The organism is Achromobacter sp. ACRQX, from assembly GCF_022346505.1.
GTDB lineage: Bacteria > Pseudomonadota > Gammaproteobacteria > Burkholderiales > Burkholderiaceae_B > Achromobacter > Achromobacter animicus.
In genome coordinates this window covers 130,585-147,184 of the sequence record NZ_JAKRML010000012.1, presented here as the reverse complement: position 1 = coordinate 147,184, position 16,600 = coordinate 130,585, and the positions used below count along the sequence as shown (strand labels likewise).

At 66.7% G+C, this 16,600-nt stretch carries 14 protein-coding genes and 1 pseudogene; 8 read left to right on the top strand and 7 right to left on the bottom strand.

What is annotated here, in order from left to right; all coding sequences use genetic code 11:
- Positions 1–443 (bottom strand): annotated as a pseudogene (locus MHZ91_RS13670) (iron ABC transporter substrate-binding protein); the annotation flags it as partial.
- 43 nt (positions 444–486) lie between these two features.
- On the bottom strand, positions 487–2,508 hold the full coding sequence (locus MHZ91_RS13665) for a ligand-gated channel protein (protein ID WP_239214067.1): 2,022 nt from the start codon (positions 2,506–2,508) through the stop codon (positions 487–489).
- A gap of 210 nt (positions 2,509–2,718) precedes the next feature.
- Here MHZ91_RS13665 and MHZ91_RS13660 point away from each other — a divergent pair, with 210 nt between their 5' ends.
- On the top strand, positions 2,719–3,432 hold the full coding sequence (locus MHZ91_RS13660; RefSeq protein WP_175138330.1) for a response regulator transcription factor: 714 nt from the start codon (positions 2,719–2,721) through the stop codon (positions 3,430–3,432).
- A complete protein-coding gene (locus tag MHZ91_RS13655) occupies positions 3,432–4,853 on the top strand; it encodes an ATP-binding protein (RefSeq protein ID WP_239214066.1) in 1,422 nt (473 codons plus the stop codon). The genes MHZ91_RS13660 and MHZ91_RS13655 overlap by 1 nt, the downstream gene beginning before the upstream one ends.
- A gap of 79 nt (positions 4,854–4,932) precedes the next feature.
- Here MHZ91_RS13655 and MHZ91_RS13650 read toward each other — a convergent pair whose 3' ends face one another.
- The 3 genes from MHZ91_RS13650 to MHZ91_RS13640 all read right to left on the bottom strand — a co-directional run bounded on the left by MHZ91_RS13650 (position 4,933) and on the right by MHZ91_RS13640 (position 7,818).
- Positions 4,933–5,751, bottom strand: a complete 819-nt coding sequence (locus tag MHZ91_RS13650; RefSeq protein ID WP_175123379.1) for a TatD family hydrolase — start codon at positions 5,749–5,751, stop codon at positions 4,933–4,935.
- Between the two features lie 80 nt (positions 5,752–5,831).
- Entirely contained in the window at positions 5,832–6,545 is a 714-nt protein-coding gene (locus MHZ91_RS13645) for an ABC transporter ATP-binding protein (protein WP_056562341.1), read from the bottom strand.
- The gene (locus MHZ91_RS13640) at positions 6,538–7,818 is read right to left on the bottom strand and encodes a lipoprotein-releasing ABC transporter permease subunit (RefSeq protein ID WP_056318935.1); all 1,281 of its coding nucleotides are present in this window, start codon (positions 7,816–7,818) and stop codon (positions 6,538–6,540) included. Before MHZ91_RS13640 ends, MHZ91_RS13645 begins: the two co-directional genes overlap by 8 nt.
- A gap of 130 nt (positions 7,819–7,948) precedes the next feature.
- Here MHZ91_RS13640 and MHZ91_RS13635 point away from each other — a divergent pair, with 130 nt between their 5' ends.
- Together MHZ91_RS13635 and recJ are read left to right on the top strand one after the other, a co-directional pair.
- Positions 7,949–8,899 carry a hypothetical protein gene (locus MHZ91_RS13635; RefSeq protein WP_175123380.1) on the top strand — a complete coding sequence of 317 codons (951 nt, stop codon included), beginning with the start codon at positions 7,949–7,951 and terminating at the stop codon, positions 8,897–8,899.
- Positions 8,881–10,581, top strand: coding sequence for a single-stranded-DNA-specific exonuclease RecJ (gene recJ, locus MHZ91_RS13630; RefSeq protein ID WP_175183798.1), 1,701 nt, complete (start codon positions 8,881–8,883; stop codon positions 10,579–10,581). The genes MHZ91_RS13635 and recJ overlap by 19 nt, the downstream gene beginning before the upstream one ends.
- A 46-nt stretch (positions 10,582–10,627) precedes the next feature.
- Here recJ and MHZ91_RS13625 read toward each other — a convergent pair whose 3' ends face one another.
- Entirely contained in the window at positions 10,628–11,938 is a 1,311-nt protein-coding gene (locus MHZ91_RS13625; RefSeq protein WP_239214065.1) for an MFS transporter, read from the bottom strand.
- Between the two features lie 254 nt (positions 11,939–12,192).
- On the opposite strand from MHZ91_RS13625, the gene prfB reads away from it, so the two are divergent.
- The 4 genes from prfB (at position 12,193) to MHZ91_RS13605 (ending at position 15,966) form a co-directional block, all read left to right on the top strand.
- A protein-coding gene (prfB, locus tag MHZ91_RS13620) for a peptide chain release factor 2 (protein ID WP_175138336.1) occupies positions 12,193–13,297 on the top strand; the annotation gives its coding sequence in 2 pieces (ribosomal slippage) (positions 12,193–12,273 and positions 12,275–13,297; 1,104 coding nt in all).
- Between the two features lie 43 nt (positions 13,298–13,340).
- Positions 13,341–14,096 carry an SDR family oxidoreductase gene (locus MHZ91_RS13615; protein WP_105239401.1) on the top strand — a complete coding sequence of 252 codons (756 nt, stop codon included), beginning with the start codon at positions 13,341–13,343 and terminating at the stop codon, positions 14,094–14,096.
- A 10-nt stretch (positions 14,097–14,106) separates the two neighbouring features.
- Entirely contained in the window at positions 14,107–15,630 is a 1,524-nt protein-coding gene (gene lysS, locus MHZ91_RS13610; protein WP_175123385.1) for a lysine--tRNA ligase, read from the top strand.
- 15 nt (positions 15,631–15,645) lie between these two features.
- A complete protein-coding gene (locus tag MHZ91_RS13605) occupies positions 15,646–15,966 on the top strand; it encodes a preprotein translocase subunit TatB (RefSeq protein WP_239214064.1) in 321 nt (106 codons plus the stop codon).
- On the opposite strand, the gene MHZ91_RS13600 is transcribed toward MHZ91_RS13605, so the two are convergent.
- A complete protein-coding gene (locus MHZ91_RS13600) occupies positions 15,950–16,600 on the bottom strand; it encodes a TetR/AcrR family transcriptional regulator (RefSeq protein ID WP_175138338.1) in 651 nt (216 codons plus the stop codon). The genes MHZ91_RS13605 and MHZ91_RS13600 overlap by 17 nt on opposite strands.

The window sequence follows — 16,600 nt, the reverse complement described above, 5'->3', positions numbered from 1 at the left end:
ACGCTGCCGACCAGATCCTTGGCGTCGACCGTCAGGTCCACGGTCGGTGCGATCTTGGACAGCTCGTCGTACTTGGGCGCGGAGCGGCCGGCCACGAAGATGACTTGTGGCGCAGCGGCGTGGATGACTTCGTAGTTGGGCTCGAACATCGTGCCCGCCTTCAGATACCGCTTGTCCGCGAACTGGCTGAGCTGCGGCGGCAGCTTGGCGGCGCTGGGCACGCCGATGGGGTCCACGCCGAGCGTGTGCAGCGTGTCCAGCACGGCCAGATCCAGCACGATCGTCTTGGACGGATTGGCCGGCACCGCGGTTTCGCCGCGTGCGTGCTTGACCGGCGTGGTGGACTGCGCGGCGCTCACGGCGGCCGCGGCGCTCAGTGCCAGCGCCACGCCGGCCCGGGTTGCCCAGCGGCGGGCGGCGCCCGCCTGTTTTCCATTGTTCATGCAAACCTCTCTGTGTTGGACGCCAACGGCGCCCCGTCATAATTCAGAACTTCACGCCGACGCCCAGCCAGTAACGGCGGCCGTCTTCGACGTAGCCGAAGTCGTCGTAGGCGACTTGCTTGTCGAACAGGTTGTAGATGCCGGCATACACCGACACGGTCTTGTTGACGGCGTACGAACCGCCCAGGTCCACGAACGTGTAGGACGGCGCGACCAGCGCGTCCGACGACGGGCCCGTGGTGGGCTGGCTTTCGCGGCCGCGGAAGTTCACGCGCGCCCACGCCTGCAGCGCGTCGGACGGCTGCCAATTGACCGTGGTCGTGAACAGATGCTTGGGCAACTGGTTCAGCGGCTCGCCCTTGTACTGGCCGGACTTCTGCTCGGACTTCGTGAACGTATAGCTGCTGGTCATCGACCAGTCGGCGGCCAGCGGCAGCTTCAGGCTGGCTTCCACGCCGCGCGACACGGCCTTGTCCACGTTCATGTACGTGGTGGGATCCGAACCGAATTGGTTGGGACCGTCCGTGCACTGCGTCAAGGGGCAAGCCACGCGGGTGATCTTGTCCTTGAAGTCGTTGTTGAACAGCGTGACGCCGGCGCTCATGCCTTCGCCGTCGTCATACAGCAGGCCGATTTCCTGGGTCACCGACTTTTCGGGCGTCAGGTCCGGGTTGCCGTACATGTTGCCGCCGCGGCTGGTCTGGCCCCAGCCGGCCACGGTCTGGCGCAGGTCCGGCGCGCGGAAACCGGTGGACACGCCGCCTTTCAGGGTCCAGCGTTCGGCCATGTGCCACACGCCGTAGAGGCGCGGGCTGAAGTGGCTGCCGAAATTCTCGTCCTCGTCCATGCGCAGGCCCGTCGTGACGGCAAAGCTTTCGGTCAGGCGCCATTCGTCCTCGGCGAACAAGGCCCATTGATACCGTTCCACCTTGTTGGGACCGCCCTCCAACTGGTTGCCGTTCTGGTCATGCAGGCGCTGGTTCAAATAGCTGCCGCCCAGCGTCAGCATGTGCGATCCCAGCGGCAGCGACCAGCTCGTCTGCAGGTCCAGATTCTTGATCTTCATCTGGCGAGAGCGGTTGTCGAACTCTTCCTGCTGCACGTAGCTGTCGGACACGCCCCAGCCCCAGCGGCCGGTGTGCGACAACGCCCACTTGCTGCTGCGGTAATCGGTTTCGGACGACGCCGGGCAGCCCGTGCGCGGGCATGCCGTGCCAGGCGGCAGCGGCTCGACCGTCTTGCCCAGGGTGTCCTGGAACTTCTGGCGCATCGTGGTCGCTTCCAGCACGATGTCGTGATCGCGGTTGGGCGTGAGCGCCAGCTTGGCAGTCACGCTTTCGGCGTTGCGCTTGCGGTAGCCGTTGTAGATGTCGTCTTCGTCGCGCTGCGTGGCCTGGCCGTAGATCTGCAGGCCCAGCAGGTCGTTCTTGATCGGGCCGGCCAGGTAGAAGTTGCCCTGGTAGATGTCGCCCGACTTGCTGCTCTCCTGGATCGTCGTATCCATGCGGATCTCGCCGTGCCATTCGTCAGGCACCTTGCGCGTGATGATGTTGATCACCCCGCCCATGGCGTCGGACCCGTACAACGATGACATCGGGCCGCGCACCACTTCAATGCGCTCGATGGCCGACAGCGGCGGCGTCCAGCCACCCTCCACGCCCGTCGAGTCCGAGTTGGTGCGGGTTTCGCGCGAGCTCTGGCGCTTGCCGTCGATCAGGATCAGCGTGTACTTCGGCCCCATGCCGCGCAGGCTGATGTCCTGGCGATCGCCACCGCCCGTGACGATGACACCCGGCACTTCCACCAGCGCGTCGTTCAAGTCGCGGTAGAACTTCTTGTCCAGATCCTCACGCGTGATGACGCTGATCGAGGCCGGCGCATCCTGAATGCGTTGCTCGAAACCGCTGGCCGTCACGACCACCGTGTCCATCGTCGTGGTGGCGTCCGCGGCCTGCGCCCAGACGGCGGACGGCCCCAGGCCGAAACCCGCGGCGCACAAGGCGGCGGCCAGTTGCGTGCGCGACGCGGCGATGCGCTGGCCGGCGGCCAGATCTTTCCTGCTCATGATTCCAACTTCTCCCATCCCCGGTTTGCACTGCGCCCCACGCGCCGCACTACCCGGCTCCCACTTATTAATGAAAACCATTCTCATATTAGAATTGGGGCTTGCAGCACGCCGCAACACGCTTTCCGCAACTTTTATCTTCTTTGCACTTCTTGACACTCCGGCGCGCAGCGTTCGGCCAAACTGCCGGATGCTCGACGCCCAACACGCATGCCTTTCACTCATTCAGCGGTGGCGCGCCGCATCCTGCTGATCGACGACGACGTCGAGCTGGCGCAGATGCTGCGCGAATACCTGGAACCCCATCAATGCCAGCTGACGCTGGCGCATACCGGCTCGCAAGGCTTGTCCTTGCTGGCGCAGGACGATTTCGACCTGGTTCTGCTTGATCTGATGCTGCCCGACGGCAACGGGCTGGATCTGCTCAAGCACTATCGCCAGCGCTCGCGCCGCCCGGTCATCATGTTCACCGCGCACGGCGGCGAGACCGACCGCGTGCTGGGTCTGGAGTTCGGCGCCGACGATTACCTGGCCAAGCCCTTCAGCCCACGTGAACTCAAGGCCCGCGTCACGGCCGTGCTGCGCCGCTTTGAAGAAACGCCCGTCCCTGCCAGTCCGTCGCTGAGCCTGGGCGCCCTGTCGCTGGACCCGGCCACCGGCCGCGCGCGCATGGGCGCCGACGAAGTGATGCTGACCGGCGCCGAACAGCGCATCCTGGAAATCCTGATGCGCACGCCCGGCCAGGTGATCGCGCGCGACCAGATCGGCCTGTACGCGCTGGGCCGCGCCCCGGACCGCTACGACCGCAGCATCGACACGCACATCAGCAGCCTGCGCAAGAAGCTGCGCCTGGATCAACACGCCGACACGCTGTCCATCCGCAATCTGCGCGGCTTGGGCTACGTGCTGGCGGGCGCTGCGTGATGACGTTGCTGCCCGCCCGTTCGCTCTTCTGGCGCGCGTTCCTGACGTTCTGGGGCGCCATGGCGGTCATCCTGGTCTGCGGCATGGTGCTGACGGCGTCGGTGGCCTGGTACCGCTTCAATTCGCTGGATGGCCTGAATCCCGGCAACCTCACGCGCGACGCCGCGCAGGTCGCGCGCACGCAGGGCGCGGAAGGCCTGGAACGTTGGGTCCGCGCCATGGACGACAACTACTCGGCGCTGAAGATCTATGTCATGGACCCGCAGGACCAGGACATCCTGGGCCGGCGCCTGCCCACGCGTCTGTATGACTGGCTGGTGGCGTACCGCGCCGCGCCTGACCGGTCGCCGCAGTCCGACTATGTGCCGGCGGATCCCGCAGGTGAACGCGTGTCGTGGTGGGAGCCGCAGATCCTGGTCCTGCCGGACGGCTCGGAACTGCTGATGCTGTTCCTGCCGTTCGACTCGTCGCGCTGGGAGGTGCTGGCGCTGTCACCCGTTGCGCTGGCGCTGCTGCTGTTCGCGCTGGCGGTGACGGCGCCCTTCTGCTGGGCATTGACGCGCCACATCACCGCGCCGTTGGCGCAACTGCGCGAGACCACGCACGCCTTGGCGGCTGGGCAACTGGATACACAAACACCGCCGAAGCTCGCCACGCGCCAGGACGAACTTGGCCTGCTGGCTCGCGACTTCGACGCGATGGCCGTGCGCCTGAAAGCGCTGGTCGATACGCGCGAACAACTGCTGCACAACGTGGCGCATGAACTCCGGTCACCGCTTGCGCGCCTGCGCCTGGCTTCCGAACTGGCGCGGCGCAACGACGAACGCCGGGATCTGCAGCTTGACCGCATCGAACGCGAATGCGAGCGGCTGGACGCTCTAGTGGGCAACACGCTGCGGCTTGCCCGCGTGGGTGCGTTGCCCGTGCCGACGGATCCGCTGAATCTGTCGGACGTGGTGGCCGGCGTCGTGGACGATGCGCGCTATGAGGCCGAGGGGCGGCATCTGCAGATCGATTGGGACACGCCCGCACCGATCCTCATCGCCGGCGACCGCGCCAGCCTGGCCAGCGCCATCGAGAACGTGCTGCGCAACGCCCTGCGTTTTGCGCCCCCGCACAGCGTCATCCGCGTGCGCCTTCTGACCAGCGCCAGCGAAGCCAGCCTGGAGATCGAAGACCGCGGCCCGGGGGTCGCTACGCAGGAGCTGGCGTCGCTTTTCGAACCGTTCTATCGCGCGGGCTCCGCCGGTGCCGCCAGCACACCGGGCGGCGGCGCGGGACTGGGTCTTTCCATCGCCCAGGCCGCGATCTCCGCGCACAAGGGATCGATATCGGCGCGCAACGTCGCCCCGCATGGCTTGAGCGTGCGCATGGACCTGCCGCTGCTATCGGCTACCGCGGCGCGCCCTGCTGCGGGGTGACGCCACGAACGGCGTGCCGCATCAGGACGTGATGACGGTGTTCCCATAACCCGAACTCCATGCCACGAATTCCGACTGGTCAATCCGCGTCGGCCAGTATCGCTGCCGGCAACCTCGGCAACACCCGCATCGCGTTCGCCGTCGTGGCGTGCGCCACCTGCGCCGGCGTGATGCCGCGCAGTTCCGCCAGCACCTGCGCAATGCGCGCCAGTTCGCCGGGACGATTGCGCCGGTCGGGTTCATGCAGCCAGGCGGGCGGAATGTCCGGTGCGTCGGTCTCCAGCACCAGATGCTCCAGCCCCACGTCCACCGCGTGACGGCGAATCTGCAGCGCTCGCTCGAACGTCATCGCGCCGCCCATTCCCAGCGCAAAGCCATGGTCGATGAAGGCCTGCGCCTGCTGCGCGCTGCCATTGAACGCGTGCGCGATGCCGCCGATGCGCGGATGGCGGCGCAGGTACTTCAGCAGGATGTCCTGGGATTTACGCACGTGCAGCAGCACGGGCAGGCCAAACTCGACGGCCATGTCCAATTGCGCGGCATAGAACCGTTCCTGACGTTCGCGCGGCGGGCCGGACGCGATCTCCGGCACGAAGAAGTCCAGCCCGATTTCGCCGATGGCGACAAAGCGCGGATCGCCCAGGGATTCCTTGATGGTCTGTCGAAGCACGTCCAGATCGCCGTCGTCGGCGCGCGCGACGTACAGCGGGTGGATGCCCAGCGCATACGCGCCGCCGGCGATGCTGGCGGCCAGGTCGCGTACGACCGCGAAATTGGCGCGTTCGATGGCAGGGATCACGATGGCCTGGACGTCCGCATGGGCGGCGTGGTCCGCGACCTCGGTGCGATCGGCATCGAATTCAGCGGCGTCCAGATGGCAATGGGTGTCGATGAGCATGGGCGTGTCCTCCTTATGCGGATTATCCGCCCCGCGGCCGTCGCGCGGACCCGCGCTGACGGCTTTCGCTGCGGACCGGGCTAGCCTGACACCAGGCGGCCGTTTTCCATCAGCAACTGACGGTCGGCGCGGGCGGCAAGCTCGGGATCGTGGGTGACGATCGCAAATGCCGTGCCCGACTCCTGGTTCACCCGCGTCAGCAGTTCGAACATGTTGTGGGCAGTGTGCCGGTCCAGGTTGCCCGTGGGCTCGTCCGCCAGTACGCACACCGGCCGAGTCACCAGCGCGCGCGCCAGCGCCACGCGCTGCCGTTCGCCGCCGGACAACTGGCCGGGAAAGTGCCCTTCCCGGGCGGAAAGGCCGACCAATCCGAGCACTTCTCGTGCCGCCTCGCGGGCCTTGTCGCGGTTCTCGCGGCGCACGATCAGCGGCATCGCCACATTGTCCAGCGCCGAAAACTCGGCCAGCAGGTGGTGGAACTGGTAGACGAAGCCCAGGCTGCGGTTGCGCACCGCGCTTTTCTTGGACTCGGACAGCCCGATGCCCACCTGGCCGTCAACCGATACCGAGCCGCTGGTCGGGACGTCGAGCAGCCCCAGAATGTGCAGCAAGGTGCTTTTGCCGGACCCCGACGCGCCCACGATGGCGACCATCTCGCCGCGCGCGACGGACAGGCTGACATTGCTGAGCACTTCGATCCGGGCGGGGCCTTCGTCGTAGACCTTGACGATGTTTTCGGCCTGCAGCGCCGGCGTCGTGCCGGCCTGCGGTTTCTGCGTCGGGGTATCAATCATGGCGCAGCACCTGTGCGGGTTGCAGGCGCGAGGCGCGCCAGCTCGGATACAAGGTCGCCAGCAGCGACAGCACCAGCGAGGTGACGCCGATGGTGACGATGTCGCCCACCTGAGGATCGGACGGCAGCGCGCTGATGAAGTAGATTTCGCGCGGCAGGAAATGCACGCCCAGCATGCGTTCGATGAACGGCACGATCACGTCCACGTTGTACGCAATGGCAATGCCGCCGGCCACGCCCAGCAAGGTGCCGATCACGCCGATCAGCGCGCCTTGCACCAGGAAGATGCGGGCCACTTCGCCGGGACCCGCGCCCAGCGTGCGCAGGATGGCGATGTCGGATTGCTTGTCCTTGACGGCCATGACCAGCGAGGACAGCAGATTGAACGCCGCCACGGCCACGATCAGCGCCAGGATCAGGAACATCATGCGCTTTTCGGTCTGCACCGCGGCGAACCACGTGCGGTTGTTGCGCGACCAGTCGCTGGCCATGACGTACGGCGGCAGGACGTTGCGCAGTTCGGCCGCCACTTCGGGGGCTTTCTGCATGTCGGCAATGCGCAGACGCACGCCGGCGGTGCCGCTTTCGCGGAAGACGCGCGCCGCATCTTCGTTGTCCACGAACGCCAGCGAAGAATCGTATTCGTAGTGGCCCGACGAGAACACGCCCACCACGGTGAACTGGCGCATGCGCGGGGCAAACCCGGCCGGGCTGATCGAGCCCTGCGGCGCCATCATCAGCAGCGTGTCGCCGACCTTGACGCCCATGCCGTCGGCCAGCTCGTTGCCCAGCACGACGCCGAAGCCGCCGGGTTTCAGGTCGGTCAGCTTGCCCGACACCATCTGGCGCGGCAGGTCCGACACGTTGCCCTCGGTGGCAGGGTCGATGCCCCGCACCTGCACGCCGCGCAACGCCTGCCCCCGGACCAGCATGCCCTGCGCCGCCACGAAGGGCGCGCCGGCCTTGACTTCGGGATTGCGCTCGGCGGCGGTGGCGAACTGCTGCCACTGCTCAAGCACCCGTTCGGGGGATGCGCCGGGAAGATAGAGTTCGATGTGCGGCAGCACCGACAACATGCGGTCGCGCACTTCTTTCTGGAACCCGTTCATCACGGACAGCACCACGATCAGGGCGGCAACGCCCAGCGCGATGCCCGCCATGGAACTGGCGGCAATGAAGGAGATGAAGCGATCGCGGCGGCCGCGTCGCTGGCGGATCCGGGCAAGCCCCGCATAGCGGGCGCCGATCCATAGTTCGTAGGGTATTTTCAGCACGTGCGCATTATTGCATTAACCGCCCGTAAATCGCCCCGCGGATGTGCGGATCCTAGACCAGGCGTGACAACGTATGGCAGTTGGCCGCGGCGCTAAGTTCCCCATCCCGGCGCGGACTACAATCGCCGCCATGCTGATCGTCATTCCGGGCGCCTTGCCCGCCCTTCCCGTCGCCGCCGAACTGGCCAAGCTTCTGCCCGAGCGCGCGCCCACCCTGCACGGCTGGCTACAGGCTGCGACCGCTCGCCCCCAGGCCTACGACCTGCGCGCCCACGGTTGCACCGCCTTCGAATCGTGGCAGCTGGAGCGCGCCGGGTATGCGCCCGAACCTGGCCTGCTGCAAAGCGCCGGGCTCGGCCCGCTGCTGGCCGGGCAACAATCCCACACACTGGCTGACGAACCCGTCTGGCTATGCGAACTGGTCCACCTTGCGCTAGGCGCGGATCAGGCGTCGCTGCTGGATCCGGATTCGATGGACCTGACCGAGTCGGAAACGGCCGCCCTGCTCGACACTGCGCGCCCTATATTTGAAGGCACCGGATTCTCGGTCGAGCCGCTGTCGCCGCAGCGCTGGCGCCTGCGCCTGCCGGCGGACCTGCACCCCCAGACCGCCAGTCCGTTGGCCGTGGCCGGAAAGCGCCTGAACGACTGGTGGCGCCAGGATGCCGAAACGCGCCCGTGGCGGCGCCTGCTGAACGAAATCCAGATGGCGTGGCACGAACACCCGGTCAACGACGTCCGGGCCGCCCGCGGCCTGCCGCCCGTCAACGCGCTGTGGCTGTACGGCGGCGGTACGCCCTGGACGGCGGCGCCCGCCGGCCCGGCGCAAGTTTTGACGCAACTGGACGCGCCGCAACGCGCCGGCGACTGGGCCGCGTGGCTCGACGCGCTGACCGAACTCGATACGCAGCATCTGCGTCCGCTGGCCGCCGCCAAAGGCCTGCCCGCCACGCCGGTGCAACTGCTGCTGCTGGGCGATGACCGCAAGGTTGCCCTTGACCTGAAACCGCGCGGGGGCCTGCTTGGCTTGCTGCCCGCGCCCAAGAAGAACTGGAGCGCCTGGTGGTCTCACCCCGCTTAACCATCCGTCCGGCCGATCTGGCCGCCTGCCACGTCCTCGAATCCTCCGGCATCCACCCCCTGCTGGCCCGTCTGTGGGCCGCGCGCGGCGTGACGCATCCGGACCAGACCCGCCTCGCCTGGCCGTCCTTGCTGCCGCCGGCTGGATTGACCCATTCGGCCCACGCGGCCGCCGTCCTGGCCGACGCCATCCAGGCCGGCAAAAAGCTGCTGATCGTGGCCGACTACGATTGCGACGGCGCCACCGCCTGCGCCGTCGGCCTGCGCGCGCTGTCCGCAATGGGCGCCGACGTCGACTTCCTGGTGCCTAATCGTTTCGAAACCGGGTACGGCCTTTCCCCGGCCGTGGTCGAACTGGCCTGCCGCCACCGCGCGGGCAAGCCCGACATCATCATCACGGTCGACAACGGCATCGCCAGCGTCGACGGCGTGGCCGCGGCCAATGACGCCGGCATCGGCGTGGTCATCACCGACCACCACCTGCCCGGCGACACCCTGCCGGACGCGCTGGCCATCGTGAACCCCAACCAGCCCGGCTGCGGCTTTCCGTCCAAGAACCTGGCCGGCGTGGGCGTCATCTTCTACATGATGCTGGCGCTTCGCGCCGAACTGCGCCGCCGCGGCGTCTACGCGCCGGACGGCGGACCGCGCCTGGACGCGCTGTCCGACCTGGTTGCGCTGGGCACGGTGGCTGACGTCGTCAAACTGGACGCCAACAATCGCCTCCTGGTCACGCAGGGCCTGCAGCGCATGCGCAGCGGCCGTCTGCAACCTGGGCTGCGCGCGCTCTTTGCCGTCGCTGGCCGCGAGCCGCGCAGCGCCAATGGCTTCGACCTGGGCTTTGCGCTCGGACCGCGCATCAACGCCGCGGGCCGCCTGGCGGATATGAGCCTGGGCATCGCCTGCCTGACCACGGACGACGAGGCGCAGGCGCTGGAGATGGCGCGCGAGCTGGACAACATCAACCGCGAACGCCGCACGATCGAAGCCGAGATGCGCGAGCAGGCGCTGGCCGCCATGGAAGCGCCCGATGCCACCGCCGGCGCCACCGTCTGCGTGTTCGACCCGGGCTGGCACCAGGGCGTCGTGGGGCTGGTCGCCTCACGCCTGAAAGAGAAATTCTGGCGCCCCACCCTCGCCTTCGCGCCGGCCGGCGACGACGAGATTCGCGGCTCCGGCCGATCGATCCCGGACGTGCACCTGCGCGATGCGCTGGACCTCGTATCCAAGCGCCATCCCAACCTGATCCGCAAGTTCGGCGGCCACGCCATGGCGGCCGGCCTGACGCTGGGCAAGTCCGATTTCCCGGCCTTCGCCCCCGCCTTCGACGCCGCCGTGCGCGAGCTGACCGGACGCGATTCCTTCGAGCCCGTCATCGAAACCGACGGCTCGCTGGAAACGGGCTACGCCAACGCCGACGTGGCCGGGATGCTGCAACAGCAGGTCTGGGGCGCAGGCTTCGCCGCCCCCCTGTTCCTGGACGAGTTTGTGGTGCGCAACCAGCGTCTGGTCGGCGAAAAGCACCTGAAGCTGTCCCTGGAACGCGGCCACCAACGTTTCGACGCCATCTGGTTCGGCCACGACCAGTCCCTGCCGGAACACATCCAGGCGGCGTACCGCCTGGAACAGAACGTGTGGAACGGGATGGTGTCGGTGCAGTTGGTGATCGAACACGCCGGATAATGCGCGACGGTGTCTGACACCCGTCAGACACCGTCCACCCGCAACGTTACTTATTCACCAGCTTCGCCGGCTGCGCCAGCGCCACCAGCGCACCCACCACCAGGCAGCCGGCCAGCATGAACAGCCCGGTGTTCGTCGTCCCGGTCATATCCTTCAGCCAGCCCACCAGATACGGGCTGACAAAGCCGGCCAGGTTCCCCACCGAATTGATCAGCGCAATCCCCGCGGCGGCGGCCGTGCCGCCCAGTAGCGCCGTCGGCAGGCTCCAGAACAGCGGCAGCACCGTGCAGATGCCGATGTTGGCCACCGTCAGCGCCAGAATCGCCAGCACGGTGTTACCGCTCCACACCGCCGACAGGAACAGCCCCACCGCGCCGAACAGCGCCGGCAAGGCCACGTGCCAGCGGCGCTCGCGCTGCCGGTCGGAATTGCGCGAAATCAGGATCATGCCGATCACGGCGAACAGGTTGGGCACCGCCGTCAGCAGGCCAATCGCCAGCGGACTCTGCACCCCGGTGTTCTTGATGAGGCTCGGCATCCAGAACCCGACGCCGTACAGGCCCATCACGAACGAAAAATAGATCAGCGCCATCGCCCACACGCGTGGCTTGGTCAGCGCGGCGCGGATCGGCGGATCCTCCTTCTGCTGTTCCTCGGCCGCGATATTGCGGATCAGCACGGCCTTTTCATTGGCCGTCAGCCACTTGGCCTTGTTGATGCGGTCGTCCAGATAGATCAGCACCAGCACGCCGATCACCACCGACGGAATGCCCTCCAGCAGGAACAGCCATTGCCAGCCCGACAGGCCGTGGTCACCGTGGAAAGTCGCCATGATCCATCCCGAGATCGGGCCGCCAATCAGGCCGGACATGGGCACCGCGGTCATGAAGAACGTCGTGATGCGGCCGCGCCGGGCGGCCGGATACCAGTAAGTCAGGTACAGGATGATGCCGGGAAAGAACCCGGCCTCGGCCGCGCCCAGCAGAAAGCGCAGCAGATAGAACATATGCACGCTGGTCACGAACATCATGCAGGCCGAAATAATGCCCCACGTGATCATGATCCGGGCGATCCAGATCCGCGCCCCCACCTTGTGCAGGATGATGTTGCTGGGAATCTCGAAGATGAAATAGCCGATGAAGAAAATCCCGGCGCCCAGCCCGTACACCGTCTCGCTGAACTGCAGTTCCTGCAGCATCTGCAGCTTGGCGAACCCCACGTTGACGCGGTCCAGGTACGCCACCACATAGCAGACCACCAACAGCGGCACCAGCCGCCAGCCCACCTTGCGGTAGATCCGGTCCTCTTCGCTGGCGTCAAGCGCCGGCGAGACCCCGGGGGTCATCGTGTTTTCCATCTCTGTCTCCATTCCTCTGGCGGGATAGGCCGGCGCGGGGCCGGCGTTTTCGGGGTCGGCGGTCCCAAACGGGGACATCGCAGCCACCCGCCAAGGCTAGAGCCGTCGGGTTGACAAAAAACTGAACAACTTGGAACCGCGCCGCCGGGCGGCCGAAATCAGGCCCGTCCCCCGTCTGCCGCCGTGCGCCCGCGCAGTCGGTCCAACCACGGTAAAATGCCAGGTTTCGCACAAAAGTCATCACAGGATCAATCATGGAAGCCGAACGTCAGAACCAGCTCGCAGCCCGCCTCGCCGACTACGCGGAGCGCGAACAGGCTCTACGGAGGTATCTTTGACTACGATGCCAAAGCTGAACGCCTCCAGGTCGTAAACGCCGAGCTCGAAGACCCGGCCGTCTGGAACGACCCCAAGCACGCCCAGGACCTGGGCCGTGAAAAGAAATCGCTCGAGGACGTGGTGGAAACACTGACGAGCCTGGGCGCCGGCGTGGCCGATTCCCAGGAACTCTTCGAAATGGCCGCCGCCGACGATGACGGCGACACCCTCGAAGCGATCGAACTGGACGCCAACGCCTTCCAGGAAAAGCTCGAAGCCCTGGAATTCCGCCGCATGTTCTCCAATCCGGCCGATCCCCTGAACTGCTTCCTGGACATCCAGGCGGGCGCGGGCGGCACGGAAGCGCAGGACTGGGCGTCGATGCTGCTGCGCCAGTACCTCAAGTACGCTGAACGCAAGGGCTTCAAGGCCGAGATCCTTGAAGAATCCGACGGTGAAGTCGCGGGCATCAAGTCGGCCACGATCAAGATCGAGGGCGACTACGCCTTCGGCTACCTGCGCACCGAAACCGGCGTGCACCGCCTGGTCCGCAAGAGCCCCTTCGACTCGTCGGGCGGCCGCCACACGTCGTTCGCCAGCGTTTTCGTGTACCCGGAAGTCGACGATTCCTTCGAAGTCGAAGTGAACCCCGCCGACCTGCGCGTCGACACCTACCGCGCCTCGGGCGCGGGCGGCCAGCACATCAACAAGACCGACTCGGCCGTGCGTCTGACGCACATCCCCACCGGCATCGTCGTGCAGTGCCAGAACGACCGTTCGCAGCACCGCAACCGTGCCGAAGCCATGCAGATGCTGAAGTCCAAGCTCTACGAACTCGAAATGCGCAACCGCATGGCCGAGCAGCAGAAGCTGGAAGACTCAAAGACCGACGTGGGCTGGGGCCATCAGATCCGTTCGTACGTGCTGGACCAGAGCCGCATCAAGGACCTGCGCACGAACGTCGAAATCTCCAACACGCAGAAGGTGCTGGACGGCGACCTGGATCCCTTCATCCAGGCCAGCCTGAAGCAAAACGTCTAAGTTCCGCGATTCTTCCCGCTTTCACGCACCCAGAGGTCCACGAATGTCCGACACCATTGCAATTCTCACCGGCGCTTCGCGCGGCATCGGCGCCGCCATGGCGCGCGGCCTGGTCAAACCCGGCACCCGCCTCATCACGCTGGCGCGCCGCGAAGACCCCGAGCTCGCCGCCCACGCGCGCTCGCAGGATGTGCAGCTGGAACAACTGTCCGTGGACCTCTCGGACCTGAAAGCGGCCGAATCCGCGGCCGAACGCATCTGCGCCGCGCTCCCGCGCGACGCCAAGCGCTATCTGCTGATCAACAACGCGGGCACGGTGCATCCCGTGGCGCGCACCGACGAACTCACCGACGGCGCGGCCATCACCGCCGCCTTCAACCTGAACGTCACCGCCGTCATGCTGCTCACGGCGCGCTTCCTCGCCGCCGTCGCCGATATCAAGGCCGACCGCCGCGTGCTGAACATCTCCTCCGGCGCGGGCCGCAACCCGAACGCGGGCTGGGGCGTGTACTGCGCCACCAAGGCCGCCCTCGACATGCACGCCCGCGTCGTCAAGCAGGAACAAGGCGCCGACGGCGCGCGCATCGTCGCGCTGGCCCCCGGCATCGTCGACACCGACATGCAGGCTGCCATCCGCGCAAGCGACCCCGAAAGCTTCCCTGCGCTGGCCAAGTTCCAGGACTTCCATGCCACCGGCAAGCTGTCCTCGCCCGCCAACGTAGCCTCCCGCATCCTCGCCTACCTGGATCGCGAAGATTTCGGCACGACCGAAATCGACGACATCCGCAATTACGACTGATCCCCCGACCATGACTGACCACTCGACCACTCCGGCTCCCGCCCAGGATGAAAACCGCTTGATCGCCGAACGGCGCGCCAAGCTGGCCAAACTGCGCGAAACCGGGGTCGCGTACCCCAACGATTTCGTCCCGGACGCCCGTGCCGCGGCCCTGCATGACAAGTACGACGGCGAGGAGCAGGAAGCCCTGGCCGCCGCCGCCGTCACCGTCAAGGTCGCCGGCCGCATGATGCTCAAGCGCGTCATGGGCAAGGCCAGCTTCGCCACGCTGCAGGACAGCACCGGCCGCATCCAGATCTACCTGGACCGCGGCACGCTCGGCGAAGACGTCTACGCCGCGTTCAAGCAATGGGACATCGGCGACATCATCGCGATCGAAGGGTCGGTCTTCAAGACCAACAAGGGTGAACTGTCGGTGCACGCCGCGTCCGCGCGCCTCCTGTCCAAGTCGCTGCGCCCCCTGCCCGACAAGTTCCACGGCGTTGCCGACCAGGAACTGCGCTACCGCCAGCGCTATGTCGACCTCATCATGACCGACGCCACGCGCCGCACGTTTGAAGCGCGCAGCAAGGCCGTGGGCAGCATCCGCCAGTTCATGCTGAACGCGGGCTTTCTTGAAGTCGAAACGCCCATGCTGCACCCGATCCCGGGCGGCGCGGCGGCCAAGCCCTTCGTCACGCATCACAACGCGCTGGACATGGAAATGTTCCTGCGCATCGCGCCCGAGCTCTACCTCAAGCGCCTGATCGTCGGCGGCTTTGAACGCGTGTTCGAAGTCAACCGCAACTTCCGCAACGAAGGCGTCAGCCCGCGTCACAACCCCGAATTCACGATGATGGAGTTCTACGCAGCCTTCGCGGACTACCGCTGGCTCATGGACTTCACCGAAGAACTGATCCGCCAGGCCGCCATCTCGGCCAGCGGCAGCGCCGTCCTGACCTACCAGGAACGCGAGCTGGACCTGTCCAAGCCCTTCGACCGCCTGACCATCTGCGAAGCCATCCTCAAGTACGCCGACGGCTACACGCAGGCCCAGCTGGATGACCCGGCGTTCGTGCGCGCCGAACTGAAGAAGCTGGGCGCGGACGCCGACGGCCCCGTGCTGTCGCGCGCCGGGCTGGGCGCACTGCAACTGGCGCTGTTCGAAGAGACCGCCGAAGCCAAGCTCTGGAACCCCACCTACATCATCGACTACCCGGTCGAAGTCTCGCCGCTGGCGCGCGCCTCCGATACCCGCGAAGGCATCACCGAGCGCTTCGAACTCTTCATGACCGGCCGCGAAATCGCCAACGGCTTCTCGGAGTTGAACGACCCCGAAGACCAGGCCGAACGCTTCCGCTCGCAGGTCGAAGCCAAGGACGCCGGCGACGAGGAAGCCATGTTCTATGACGCGGACTACATCCGCGCCCTGGAATACGGCATGCCCCCGACGGGCGGTTGCGGTATCGGCATCGACCGCCTGGTCATGCTGCTGACCGACAGCCCCAGCATCCGCGACGTCATCCTCTTCCCGCACCTGCGCCGTGAAGACTGATTGTCGGCGCGCGTCATGATCTTCAAGATCCTGATGCTGCTGCTGGTCGTGGCGGGGCTGGTCTACTGGATCAAGCAACCCCGCCGCTTCCAGCCGGGCGCTCCCTATCGCGCCGTCCCCGCGCGGCGGCCGGTATTCATCGTGCTGTGCGTCGCCACCGCCATCTCGCTCATCGCCGCCATCCTGACCGCCTTGCTCTGGATGGGCGGCGTGGCAGGCGGCGTCACCGGCGGCGGCTATCACGGCGAAGCCGATTTCCTGCTGCCGGTTGCGGCCTCGCTGCTGGCCTTGTCGGTGGCGTGCGCCGTCGGCGCATTCCTCAAGCGGCGGGGTTAGGGTCCACGGGCCACCTGCCCGCACCCGCCGGCAACGCCGGCAATGACGCTTGCAGCATGGCGTCGATGAACGCGGCGGGCGCCAGCCTGCCGCCCGGCTTGTACCACTGCACCGTCAAGTTCATTGCGCCCAGCACGCATCGCTTGATGACGCGTGCGTCCCCCTGCAGCAATCCCGCCTCCACCGCCCCCGCGACCACCGACTGCCACATCGCCTCGTAGCGATCGCTCAGCCCCTTCACGGCCGCCTGACTGGGCGCGGACAGGCTGCGCCATTCGTACACCAGTGCGTTCATCGCGTCCCCGCCCGCGCCGTGCAGCATGCTCCACATGTGCACGCGAAACAGCGCCGCCAGGCGGTCCTCCGGCTCAACATAGCTGGCCAGCGCCTTGCCGCCCAGGTCGATCACTTCCTGGATGCCGTTGTTCATGACGGCGACCAGGATCTCCTCCTTGCTGCGAAAGTGATGGAACAGACTGCCCGATTGCAGCCCTACGGCCTTGGCCAGTTCGCGCACCGTCGTGCGCTCGTAGCCATGCTTGCTGAAGAGCCGGCCGGCGGCCAGGACCAGTTCCCGCCGCCGCTCGGTCTCCGCCCCATCGTCGCGCGGCGCGGCGGTCCCGGTCTTGTCCAT